The organism is Malaciobacter marinus (genome assembly GCF_003544855.1).
Lineage (GTDB): Bacteria > Campylobacterota > Campylobacteria > Campylobacterales > Arcobacteraceae > Malaciobacter > Malaciobacter marinus.
On sequence record NZ_CP032101.1, the window covers coordinates 1,281,616 to 1,295,178 of the forward strand.

Genomic DNA, 13,563 nt, shown 5'->3' on the forward strand with positions numbered 1-13,563 from the left:
TTTTTAAAAACTTTCCCATTCATCATCTTTTGAATTTTGTGCTTTTATAGGTTCACTACTTTTAGGCGAATGTTTTTTTATTGTTGTAGAAGTTTTAATTTCTTCTTTTTGTGGTTTATAAGAACTTCTAAGTTCAGGTTCATCTTTTACTACTTCAACTTTTCCTTTTCCATCAAAGCTATTTTTATTAACATTTTCAACTACTTCTATTGCAATTTTATTAGTTCTTTGTGCAATATCATTTGTTTTATCAGCAATTGCAGCATTCTCTTGTGTAAATTGATCTAGTTGTCCTACTGCATCTGCAATTTGTGTCATACCAATACTTTGTTCTTTTGCAGCGTTTGTAACATCATCAATTAGTTTACTTGTATTAAATATTTTTTCTTCTAATTGACTAAAACCTTCTATCATTTTACTACTTATATTTTTACCACTATTAGCTTTTAAAGTTGCGTCTTCAACTAGTGCTTTTATCTCTTTTGCAGCTTCTGCACTTCTACTTGCTAGATTTCTTACTTCTGCTGCAACTACTGCAAAGCCTTTTCCTGCTTCACCAGCAGTTGCTGCTTCTACTGCTGCATTTAATGAAAGTATATTTGTTTGAAATGCTATTTGATCAATTACACTTATTGCTTCATTGATATTTGTAACAGTATCATTTATTTCATCCATAGATTTTACTGTTTCATTTGCAAATCCTTTACCATCTGATGCAGAAGTTCTAGTTTCATTAGAGATATTTAACATCTCTTGTGCTTTTTGACTTGTTTGCTCAATATTACTTGTGATTTCATCAATTGATGCAGCTGTTTGCTCTAAAGATGAAGCTTGACTTGTAGCATTATTACTTAACGTACTTACACTAGAAGACAACTCTTTTGAACTATCTTGTAAAGCTTTACCATCTTTTTGATTATCTTGAAGCATATGTGTAACCATTCTATTCATTTGAATTATTTCATTTCCAATTTTACCACATGTACTACTATCAAGTTTTGCTGTAAAATCTCTATTTGAATATTTTTCCAAAGTCTGACTGATTTTATTTAAATCTTTTCCAACTAATATTTCAAGATTATTAAGCATATCATTTAAAAGTTTTTTCAATTCATTTAAAGAGTCTGTTGAAGTGTTTTTTTGAATTCTTTTATCTAAATATCCTTGACCTACTGTATTTACAATAGTTTTTACTTCTTCAATTAATGTATTATCCTCTTCTATACCTTTTTGAATTGTTTTTACATTAGAGTTTATACTTTTTGCCATCACTCCAAACTCATCGTTACTACTAATTATAATCTCTTTTGGGTTTGAACTTTTTTTATTTAAATATTCAAAAAAGTCGTCTAAACCAAGTGAAATAGAAGATAAGTTTTTATTTAGCTTTCTAATTGAGAAGTATATAACTACTGCAATAATTAAAAGAGCAAATATTCCTGCAATAATTGAAAAATTTCTAATAAAAAATGCAGGAGCCAAATACTCATTTACGGGTGCAGTTACAATAAAAGACCAATAATTACCCGTATTACCTATTTTAAAACTTTTTGAGTAGTAGTATGATTCAAGATTTGATACAGTAGATACTTTATTAAAAGCATAGTCTTTACCTTCTTTTGCTAATTGTAAAGATTTTTTATAATTATCTTGATCTTCTTTAACTATATCTAAAATATTTTTACCTAAAAACTCTTTTGTTGGATGTCCTAACATAATTCCATAATGGTCTAAAATAAAAGTATATCCACTATCATATATTTTTATCTTTTTAGTCATATCTGCAAAAGTATCTAGTACAATATCAACACCAATTGTTCCTAAAAATTCTCCTTTAAAATACATTGGAACTGCAAGAGTTGTCATAAGCACCTCTACACCATTTACCGGATATAAATAAGGTTTTGTTATATAGTCTTTACCTGTTCTTTTAGGCCCGCCAATCCACTCTGTTTGTTCATTATAAACTGAACCAGTTTGAATTTTATATGTTCCATCCCCTCTTACTACATAAGGGTTAAATTGACCAGTTTTATCATGTCCTTCTATATTACTATTTTCAGGAACTGTATCAAAAAATTGACCTTTATTTTTTATTTTAAACCAAACTCCAATAATCTCAGGATTGTGTTTTAATATAGACTTAAAAAACTCAATTGTCTCTTTCTTATGAAGACTTACATCATTTTCTAAGGCTTGTTCAAACTTTGAAGAAAGCATTCTTGTAACAGTTAAGGAGTTAGTAATATTTTGTTGGACTTCTAAAGCATATTTACTAGCAACTTCTACTACATATTGTTCTGCATCATCTTGTGCAGTTTCATAAGAGTATTTTGATACAAAAAACATTGTTAATCCAAAAGTTAGGATAGTAACACTTAAAACTTGTAATAGTAATTTATTACCAAAACTTGAACTTTTTTTCATAATAATTCTCCATAATATTATATATAAATTATTATAGCACATAAAAGTTACACAACAAAGACAAAAGTGTTAAAAAATATACAGAAGTATATAAAATGCTTCTGTATACCACATAAATACTATTTTTTTGGATAAGTCATTTCTTCAGGTTTTACATATTTTTCAAACTCTTCTTTGCTTAAAAGTTTTAAATTTAATGCTTCTTCTTTAAGTGTAGTACCATTCTTATGTGCGGTTTTTGCAATTAACGCAGCATTTTCATAGCCAATATATGGATTCAATGCTGTAACTAACATAAGTGAATCATTTAAATACTTATCTATATTTTCTTTATTTGCTTTAATACCAATGGCACACTTGTCATTAAATGACACTATTGTATCACTTAGAAGTCTAATTGATTGTAATATGTTATAAGCAATTACAGGTTTAAATACATTTAGTTCAAAATTACCTTGACTAGCACTAATGCTAACAGTTGTATGATTTCCCATAACTTGAACAGCAACCATTGTCATAGCTTCACTTTGCGTTGGATTTACTTTACCTGGCATGATTGAACTTCCTGGCTCATTTTCAGGAATACTAAGCTCTCCAATTCCACATCTAGGACCTGAAGCTAACCATCTTATGTCATTTGCTATTTTCATAAGATTTGATGCTAATGCATTTAATGCACCACTTAAAAATACCTCTCCGTCATGAGAAGTTAGTGCATGAAACTTATTTGGGTGAGAAACAAACTTATATTTTGTTTGTGTTTTTTCATTTAACATTTGACTTACCATACTTGAAAAGTCTGGATGTGAATTCAATCCAGTTCCAACAGCAGTTCCTCCAATAGCAAGTTCAACAATATATTTCATACTATCTTCAAGTTGATTTTGCGCTTTTTGTAACATATCAACATAAGCACTTAATTCTTGCCCCAACGTAAGAGGAGTAGCGTCTTGTAGGTGAGTTCTTCCTATTTTTACTAAGTTCTCAAACTCTTTTACTTTTTTTGTAAAGGTATCTTTTAAAAGTTTTATTGCAGGAAAAAGTTGTTTTTGTAACTCTAATACAAATGCAATTCTCATTGCAGTAGGGTATGTATCATTTGAACTTTGTCCTTTATTTACATCATCATTTGGATGAACAAGTTTATTTACTCTAAAGTCTTCACCTAAAATTTCAGTTGCTCTTGAAGCTACTACTTCATTTATATTCATGTTTGATTGTGTACCACTTCCTGTTTGCCAAACAACTAAAGGAAAGTTACCATCAAGTGATCCCTCACAAACTTCATCGCAAGCTTTTATAATAGCTTGTGTTTTATTATCATCAAGTCTTTCTAATTTGTTATTTACTAATGCACAAGCTTTTTTTAAATATCCAAAACCTTTTATAACTTCACTTGGCATAGTTTCAGTTCCTATAGGAAAGTTTTCAACACTTCTTTGTGTTTGTGCTGCCCAATACTTATCATTTGGTACTTTCATCTCTCCCATAGTATCTTTTTCTATTCTATAATCCATCCTTTACTCCTTTTTACATTTGTAAATATTATACCACAAAAGTTAAATTATGAGAATGGATATCAAAAACTATTTTACAATTTGATGAAGTTTCGAACACTGTCCTAAGAATAAATCAACTCCACTCATATCATTCATAATATCTTGGAAACTATGTACGTGTGCGTTATATACATATACAAAAATTTCATCACCTTTTTGTAAAAAATTATGTTTTCCAAACTCCGTATATGCAGTAGCTCCAGCTGCAATTATCATACCTTTTGCTTTATTTGCATTTTTTAAAAAGGGAGTTAATTCTTCTAATGGTCCACAATCTTCTTGTGTATTAAACTTCTCAATCATCCAATCTTTTAATTGTGTAAAAAAGTAGCTATATGATTTTACTGCTGAGATTGTTCCATAATCATATACAATTCCATCTCTTTTTATAAAAGATGCAATATGATATTTTGCTAATATTGAATTTTCTTCATTAAAGTTATCAATTTTTATAATATCTTGAGACATTCCTTTTGTTCTCTCGCCCCAGTTTTTTTTAGTACTTAATTTTTTACCATCATTTACTCTAATTGAGCAATCATTAAATGCAGAAAAACTTTTTGGAATAATATCTGTAATTTTTCCATCTTTATATTCAAAATCACATATTAAAGCAACTTCTGCTTCAACTTGAAGGTTTTCATTTTGCTTTCCATGGCTTAATATAGTATCATCACATAAAGGAAATGTACCTAAAAAACTTTCATGGTTTTTTATATAAAAAGGAAAAATTCCTTTTGGTGCATCTTTTTTCTCTGTTTTAATTATAGAAAATTCATCAGCTTCTCCAGCTTCCCCTAAATGATTTGCAAAATTCCCAGCAACTGCAAAACCTAAATAGTCTTTATACTCTTCTAATATCATTTTTTGTTCCTATTATTCCTTATAAAATATTAAATAAAATACAAGATAGTATTTTAAACTCATAAACATAGTGTATTTTTATTTGATTAAGTGTGTAAGTGAGGGTATTAAAAAGGATTTAAATGAGAGTTTTACAAAGGCCTAAGCCTTTGTAATTAAATAGCTCTCCATTTTTGTGGTCCAGTTGTATGAATAGATACACCCTCAGTGTCAACAGCGACTGTTACTGGCATATCTTTGACTTCAAACTCATATATTGCTTCCATACCCATCTCTTCAAATGCTACTACTTTCGCATCTTTTATTGATTGTGATATTAAATATGCAGCTCCACCTGTTGCTATTAGGTATGTTGATTTATACTCTTTTATTAAATCTATTGTTGGTTGCTTTCTTTCAGCTTTCCCTATCATCCCTAATATTCCTATTTCCATCATCTCTTTTGTGAATTTATCCATTCTTGTTGATGTTGTTGGTCCTGCTGGTCCTACTTTCTCATCTCTTACTGGATCTACTGGTCCTACATAATATATAAATCTATCTTTTAAATCTAAATTATTTGGTAATGCTTTCCCTGCTGCTTTATACTCTACAATTTTTTTATGTGCTGCATCTCTTGCTGTTAAAATCTTCCCTGACAATAGTAATGTATCCCCTGATTTAAACTGTGACAAATTCTCTTTTGTTAAATCTTCTATATTTACTCTTTTTACACTATCCATTGGTATCTCTAAATCTGGCCATATATCCAAATCTGGTTTCTCGAATTTTGCTGCACCTTTTCCATCTAGTTCAAAATGTATATGTCTTGTTGCTGCGCAGTTTGGTATCATTGCTACTGGTTTTGAAGCTGCATGACATGGGTAATCTAATATCTTTACATCTAATACTGTTGTTAAGCCTCCAAGTCCTTGTGCTCCTATACCTATTTTATTGATATCTTCATACAGTCTTAATCTTAACTCTTCAACTGCATTCTTTGCTCCTCTTTTCTTTAATTCATGTATATCTACATGATCCATTAAAGACTCTTTTGCTAGTAGCATTGATTTCTCTGGGTTTCCTCCAATTCCTATTCCTAGTATTCCTGGTGGACACCATCCTGCTCCCATTTGTCTTACATTCTCCATTACCCAATCATATATTGAATCTGATGGATTTAGCACTGTAAACTTAGATTTATTCTCACTTCCTCCACCTTTTGCTGCAACTGTTATCTCTACTTTATCTGAGTTATCTACACTATAATGTATTACTGCTGGAGTATTATTTTTTGTATTCTTTCTCTCTCCTGCTGGGTCACTTACTACTGAGTATCTTAATGTATTATCTGGGTCTGTATATCCTTTTGCTACTCCCTCATTTAATACTTCTTCTAGCTCTTTTGACAACTCTAGTTTTGCATTTAAACCTACTTTGATAAAAATATTTACTGACCCTGTATCTTGGCACAATGGTCTATGTCCCATTGCACACATCTTTGAATTAATTAGAATCTGTGCTATCGCATTTTTTGCTGCTTCTGACTCCTCTTTTTCATATGCTTCTACCATTCCTTTTACAAAATCTTCTGGATGATAATATGATATATATTGACAGGCTCCGGCGATACTGTCTATTATATCTTGCTCTTTTATAACGCTCATTCTTTTCCTTTCACTTAAAAAGTGACAATATTATACAAATTTCTTTATGAAAAAAATCTTTTTGTCACTTCTTCTTGAAGTTTTTGTCCAGAAAAGTGTGCTCTTTGCACAAGTTCCCAAAAATATCTGTATGTTGCTCTATCATGTAACTCACCATCATATTGAATTGGTCCCCATTCAGCATCTTGTGCTGCAAGTAAAATATTTTGAGCTGCTTGAAGTTCAGTAAAGTCTGGTTTCATCGCATCTACAATTGCTTGAATTTGTGTTGGATAAATTGACCACATTCTCATAAATCCAAAATCATTTCTTGCAATTTCAGCATCTTTGTAAGTTTGATATGGATTTTTTAAATCAAGTGTTACATTATGACAAGGTATTACATGATTTTGAATTGCTGCTTGACAAACTCTTGTTTTTGCAGCTGCAATTAGTCTATGATTAAATTGACCAGGACTTCTCATGTTAATTGCAGGAATTGCACCTTGATATCCAGAAACAAAATCCATTAGACCAAAATCTAATACTTGTAACCAAGGTAAAGTAGCAATTTTTTCTACATCATTTAAAGCTCCATGTGTCTCAATTAAAATATGAATTGGAATTTCTCTTGTTATTCCTACTTCTTTGCATTTTGCTTGAATATAATCAACTTGAGTCTTTACATCTTCAAAAGAAGTTGATTTTGGAAGAGTAATATAAGCTAATTTTTCACCAGCACCTGGAACTAAAATATCAACATCTTGTCTCCAATCTGGGTGAGAAAAGTCATGAATTCTTGTTCCTGCCATATCATAAGGATTTGCATCTGAATTAACAACTTTTACAATCATATTCGCATGTTCTACTTCTTTTCCTGTTTCTGCTCCATCTTCACAATCACAAGTAATATCAAAAACTGGACCTAATTTCTTTTGCATTTCAAATGCTTTTAATATTAATTTTTCACTTCCTGCAAAGTGTTCACAAGAAGGGATTATTGGTAAAGATTTTCCTGATTCAAATAGTGCTTTATTTGGATGTGTCATAATAGTTTCCTTTTTAATAAATTTTATCCCTAAATTTAAAAAGGGATTTCTTGTTTTCTTCGTCTACTCATTAAGTAGCCTGTTGTTAAACTCTCTTGGAGAAAACCTAAAGAGAGTAACGAGTTACTCTTATCTTATAACTTATTTTTTTGTTTTATTTTTTGGAATGATTACAGTGTAATCTAAATCAAGTACTACATTTTTCAAGTACTTACCATCTTCATCTTTTGGATTACTTATCTCTTCAGATTTTTGATTTTTAACAGCAACAGTTCTTAATCTTAATAAACCAATATCATCTCTTTCATGATTGATTTTTTCTAAAATTTCCGTGTATGCATAAATAGTATCTTTTGCATATGTAGGATTTGCATGTGCTCCACTATTAATAGAGTAAATCCATTGTGCATTTTGTAAACCATTAAAAGAGATACTTCTTGCAATTGATATTATGTGACCTCCATACATCAATCTTTGACCCATTGGTGTACTTTTCATCATAAAATCATCAAAATGTACTTTTGCATTGTTTTGATAAAGTTTTGTTGCAAGTGTATGATCACTATCATCAATAGTAATACCCTCAGTATGGTTTAATCTTTCACCAACTTCGTAATCTTCAAAGAAAAATTCTCCTCCAGTTGTATCAATATCAATATTATTTTGTATTGGTATATTAATTTGTTTTGCAATAGCTTGAGTTTTTTCAAATGTTGGAATATCTTTAATATTACTCATTTCATTTTTATTTTTCTTATGAACCATAACCCATCTTTTAAGGTTTAGAACCTCTTGTTCATCTTGGTTATAACCAATTGAGTGAACATAAACTACTCCACTTTTACCATTTGAATTCTCTTTTAATCCAATAATTTCTGTTTCAAGTCTAACTGTGTCTCCTACAAATACAGGATTAGGAAAAGAAACTTCTGCATAACCTAAATTTGCAATTGCATTTAAAGAGATATCTTGAACAGATTTTCCAAATGTTAAATGAAACATCAATAAATCATCAAGAGGTTTTTTCTTATAACCCATCTTTTGTGCTAATACATCAGATGAGTGCAGTGCAAATCTACTTCCAGTTAAGGCGATGTAAAAAGATACATCACCATCTGTTATTGTTCTTGGAAGTGGATGAATTATTTTTTGTCCGATTTTAAAATCTTCAAAAAAGTTTCCTAAATTAATTTTAGACAAAATGGACTCCTTATTTACCAAATAAATTTTGACCTAAAGATTTGTATGTTTCATATAATGAAATCATCTTTTTAGCCCATTTGATTTTTGAACTATCAACAAGTTTATTATTATATACAATAACTTCTCTACCATCTTTTGCTGCTTCTTCATATTTAGATATCATCTCTTCATATGCTTTCACTTCTGTTTGTTTTGGTGTGAAAATATCATTGATATATTCAATTTGAACTGGATGAATCAATGATTTTCCATCAAATCCTAAGTTATATGCATCTTTTGTTGAATCTTCACAAGCAAATTCATCATGTACATCATAATATGGTCCATCAATTACTGTTTTGCCATATGCTTTAGCAGCAAGTGCAATTTGCGATAAGTAATTAAACATCGCTTTAGAACCTTTTTTAATATCGATTTGAAGCCTATTTGCTAATTTATTTGAACCAACAACTACAACTTCAACTCTTGAACTTGCACTACAAATCTCTTGAATATTTAAAACTGAAAGTGGTGTTTCAATCATAATCATCAATGTTAAATTTGTATCAACTTCATCAATTAGTTTAACTGCTTCTAATACATCTTCTTTTGTTTGTATTTTAGAAAACAATAGTCCATCTATTTCTAACTCTTTCGCTAATTCTAAGTCTTTTTTTAAATCTTCTGTTTTAAAATTATTTACTCTAAATACTCTTTCAGAATCTCCAAATTTTGAACCACTTTCTTTATAGACAGTTCTTAAAACATCTCTTCCTACTTCTCTTTGTTCTTGTAAAATAGCCTCAAAATCAAAAATTACAGTATCAGCTAAAACAGATTTTGCTTTTTCTACATTGTGTTTATTATATGCTGGAATAAAAAGCATAGATCTTCTTGCTTTGTATTCAACAACTTCTTCACCTTTTGTTTTTGCATCTTCTAAATCATGAAGATTTTTAACAAGCTGTTTTCTTAAAACTTTTCCATTTTTAGTTCTTGGGTAATCTTTCATACTAAAAATTTTCTTTGGAGCTTTGTATTTTGCTAAATTAGCTTGAGAAAATGTTAAAACTTCTTCTTCTTGCTCTTTTGTTAAGTTTTCATGACCAATTACAGCAATTGCTACAAGTGTTTTATCTTTTGCAATTTCTAATCCAAATGCAACACAATCTGCTACAAGTGGATGAGTTTTTACAACTCTTTCTATTTCATGAGGAGATACTCTAAATCCAAATGTATTGATAATGTCATCTTTTCTACCAATAAACCAAATATAACCATCTTTATCTCTTTTTGCATAATCTCCTGTAAAGAAGTATCCATCATGTCTTGCTTTTGCAGTTTCATCTTCTAGTTGCCAATATTCAATAAACAATCCAGGATCATCTTCTCCTATACAAATCATACCTTCTTCTTCAACATCAACTTCTTTTAATGTTTCAGGATCAAGTAGTTTAACAATATGACCAGGTTGAACAAATCCTGCACTTCCAGGTCTTATTGGATTATTAATAGAGTGTGAAATATAATAAGAACATTCACTCATTCCAATAGCTTCATAAATATCTTGTTTAAATCTATCTCTCCAAGCTTCAATCATCTCAGTTGAAAGATGTTCCCCAGCACTCATACAATATCTTAAACTTGGACAATCATCTATTGTAAATTTAGTTTTTTGAATGATTTGTCTATATATAGTTGGTACTCCAATAAATATAGTACACTTATGTTTTTTTATTAAATCAATCCATGTTGAAGCATCATTTGCTCCTTCATAAGCAATAACTGTATGACCATTAAATAGTGGATCCATTAATGCAGAACCTAAAACATATGTCCAGTTAAATTTTCCAGAATGCATGATTCTATCATTCTTTTTAAAATTAAACCAATACTCAGTAGCAGGAGTTCTTCCAACTAATGATCTATGTGAGTGTAAAACTCCCTTTGGATAACCAGTAGTTCCTGATGTATATACTAAATATGCAGGCTCACCAGCTTTTGAATTATAGTGATTAGCTGTTTTATCTGCATTGTTTAAGATTTCATTTAATGCATATACATTAATACCTTTTGGTTTTTTATAATCATCAACGCTATTTGTTCCTGCAACAATAATAGTTTTTAAATTATCTATATTTTCTAAATATGGAACTAAATTTTCATACATAGAAGCTGACATTACAATAGCACTTGCTTGTGAATCTTCAGCAAGATATTTAACTTCTGAACCACTTAATAGTGTAGATGTTGGAACAGCAATTATACCTGCTTTAATAGCACCAAAAAATGAAATAGGATAAGCCAAAGAGTTTTTTAAACATACTAAAACTCTATCTCTAGCTTCAAGTCCAATTCCAGTAAGAAAATTACAAATTTGATCAGATTTTTCAGCTAACTCTTTGTATGAAATCTCATCAGTTCCTAATTTGTCATCCTCAATTATCATTGCTGTATTATTTTCGTTTTCTGTTCCTACGTGAGCAGAAGTACAAGCTACACCAATATTTAAAAATTCAGGTACTTCAATTTTAATAGTTGAACTCATAGTATTTACTCCTTACTATATTTGACCGTATGGCCAGTTTTCTCTAAATGTATGAATTGGCATTTTATTTAATACAGTCAATGCAAACTCTTGGTGTTCTGGGCTTAAGCTTCTAAGTGCATAAGCTCTTAATATATTTTGTAATGCTTTTCCAAACATTGGAGGATCTAACATCTCTCCGTTATATCTAATAGCACCACTTAAAAGTGCATCTGCTTCAATTGCTGCTTTTAATACTGCTACATCATGTTCAATCTCTTTAGGACTTGGAGTAAATGCAACTTTACATACATTTATATGATTTGGTGTAATTACTTGTTTTCCTGTAAGACCCATTGCACATTCTTTCCTTGCATGTGCATATACATGTCTTGAAGCATCATCTCCATGTAAATCTAGCCATCGTCTAATATCTTTTTTTTCTAAACATGAATCTGGTAAAGAGTTAGGTGTAAGTAATACTTCAACTCCACCAATAACACCAGCACCTTTAATTCTTGCTTCCATCGTAAGAATATTAAAGAAAGTTTTTAACTCATCAATCCATCCCTCAGGAGTAATCTTATAAGCCATTGCTTTAGAAAAGTCATGAATACCAAATACAACATGTTTTACAGTTGAGTAGTCCATTAAATCAGATGCAATTTGAAGTGATTTAGGGTGCTCAATAATTGGTTGAATTGTAAGGTTTGCATTAATTGAAACTAACCAAGAAGATAAGTCTCTAATCTCTGCATCTCCATAAACTTCTCCAGCTTTTGCTAAAACAATTACATCAATATATTTATGTATTTGTTTTAACATCTTTAAATCCTCTTCATACTCATCAGTTCTAAAAGGATTAATTCTTACTGCAATTTGAAAATTTCTTTCTGGAAACTTTGGTAACTCTTGAATTAAAAGTTCTCTACTCATTGCTTTTTGTCTACAACCATCTTCTAAGTCAAAAAGTACAGTATGTGCTTTTGTCTTATATGCATGTTTTTGTAGTCTTAATTTTGCTTGTTCCATACTTTCATATGTACCGTCCAATGGATTGAACTTAATAGGGGGATAGTATATTTGAATACCAGGCCAGTAACCACCAAGAACTGGCGTTAAGTCATCATTTGCTGTTAATTTTGATAAATCTATGTGTGATGATGTCATAACTTTTACCTTTTTGTGTAATTTATTATTTTAACTTATTTCAAAAATTTTATTAACTGGATTTCACTTAATAAAATTTAATAAAATTACAGGGTTTCTGTAACTTGAATGTAATTAATCCATATGTAAAATAAACTATAACATAATTTTTACATATAAACAATATTTTAAGAAAAAATTTATAAATTCTACAGAGACCATTAAATAGGCTTTTGAAAAGGTTTTGAAAATATAGTTTCATATAGTGAGAAAATATTTTTTTTTCTTCTCATATACTAAAATAAAAACTTTAAAAAAAAAATATTTTTTTTTAAAAAATTTACGTTTTTGTAACACAAAACTATTTTAATGGTTAATAAACTGGTATATAAATTCACTTTAAATAAAAGCTTGGTAATATAATAAATAATAAATAACAAAAGAAGAGTAGGGTGCAAAAACAAAATAAATCACTATCAAAAGGCTTAATTGTTTTAAAACAAATAATGGCAAGTACTAAACCTTTGACAGCAAATATATTATGCCAAAAGTTACAAATTGATAAAAGTACAATGTCAAGATTGATTACAACATTAATGAATGAAGATTTTATAGAGTATAAAAGTAGTACAAAAGAGATTATTTTAAGTGATATATTAAAGAAGATAATTCATAAAGATGATAGGGAAAAAATAGTAGAAAAAACAAGTGGATTGCTTGATGAGATTTTCTATTTAACAGAAGAGTGCTCTTATATTGGGATTTTTGATAATAATTCTGTGTTATATTTAAATCAAGTTGATAAGTCAAAAAGAGTTTTAAAAACTAGAAATTCAGTTGGTCTTCATGCTCCAATTCATACTAATGGGTTTGGAAAAGCTATATTGGCTTTTAAAGAAGATATAAACTTAGAAACAATTGAGCTTAAAAAATTTACTTCAAATACGATTACTAGTATAACAAAATTAAAAAAAGAGATAGAATTAATAAAAGAAAGAGGGTATGCAATAGGAAATGAAGAACATGAATTTGGTTTATGCTCTGTTGCTGTTCCTTATTTTAATAAAAAAGGTGAGTTTGTAGGAACTGTTGGAGTTTCTGGACTTACAGTAAGAATGGATGAACAAAAGCTTCATGAATATGGACAAAAAATATTTAAGTTAGTTAATCCATATGTATAA

At 29.5% G+C, this 13,563-nt stretch carries 9 protein-coding genes; 1 reads left to right on the forward strand and 8 read right to left on the reverse strand.

All coding sequences use genetic code 11. The annotated features are described in order from the left end of the window. Window positions 1-3 precede the first annotated feature (3 nt). The 8 genes from AMRN_RS06360 to AMRN_RS06395 all read right to left on the reverse strand — a co-directional run bounded on the left by AMRN_RS06360 (window position 4) and on the right by AMRN_RS06395 (window position 12,403). Window positions 4-2,427: a methyl-accepting chemotaxis protein gene (locus AMRN_RS06360; RefSeq protein WP_165772870.1), complete on the reverse strand. Its 2,424-nt coding sequence runs from the start codon at window positions 2,425-2,427 to the stop codon at window positions 4-6. 119 nt (window positions 2,428-2,546) lie between these two features. Beyond that, a complete protein-coding gene (gene fumC / locus AMRN_RS06365) occupies window positions 2,547-3,944 on the reverse strand; it encodes a class II fumarate hydratase (RefSeq protein WP_099312443.1) in 1,398 nt (465 codons plus the stop codon). A 69-nt stretch (window positions 3,945-4,013) separates the two neighbouring features. Then, on the reverse strand, window positions 4,014-4,850 hold the full coding sequence (locus AMRN_RS06370) for a DUF5718 family protein (protein ID WP_099312441.1): 837 nt from the start codon (window positions 4,848-4,850) through the stop codon (window positions 4,014-4,016). A 155-nt stretch (window positions 4,851-5,005) separates the two neighbouring features. Then, window positions 5,006-6,496, reverse strand: coding sequence for a fumarate hydratase (locus tag AMRN_RS06375; RefSeq protein ID WP_118897386.1), 1,491 nt, complete (start codon window positions 6,494-6,496; stop codon window positions 5,006-5,008). A gap of 44 nt (window positions 6,497-6,540) precedes the next feature. Further along, on the reverse strand, window positions 6,541-7,524 hold the full coding sequence (locus AMRN_RS06380) for an HpcH/HpaI aldolase/citrate lyase family protein (RefSeq protein ID WP_099311857.1): 984 nt from the start codon (window positions 7,522-7,524) through the stop codon (window positions 6,541-6,543). Window positions 7,525-7,665: 141 nt separating this feature from the next. Beyond that, on the reverse strand, window positions 7,666-8,724 hold the full coding sequence (locus tag AMRN_RS06385; RefSeq protein WP_099311859.1) for a MaoC family dehydratase: 1,059 nt from the start codon (window positions 8,722-8,724) through the stop codon (window positions 7,666-7,668). A 10-nt stretch (window positions 8,725-8,734) separates the two neighbouring features. Then, window positions 8,735-11,254, reverse strand: coding sequence for an aldolase/citrate lyase family protein (locus AMRN_RS06390; protein ID WP_099311861.1), 2,520 nt, complete (start codon window positions 11,252-11,254; stop codon window positions 8,735-8,737). A gap of 15 nt (window positions 11,255-11,269) precedes the next feature. Further along, complete coding sequence (locus AMRN_RS06395; RefSeq protein ID WP_099311863.1) at window positions 11,270-12,403, reverse strand: HpcH/HpaI aldolase/citrate lyase family protein; 1,134 nt, start codon at window positions 12,401-12,403, stop codon at window positions 11,270-11,272. A 431-nt stretch (window positions 12,404-12,834) separates the two neighbouring features. On the opposite strand from AMRN_RS06395, the gene AMRN_RS06400 reads away from it, so the two are divergent. Further along, window positions 12,835-13,563 carry an IclR family transcriptional regulator gene (locus tag AMRN_RS06400; RefSeq protein ID WP_099311865.1) on the forward strand — a complete coding sequence of 243 codons (729 nt, stop codon included), beginning with the start codon at window positions 12,835-12,837 and terminating at the stop codon, window positions 13,561-13,563.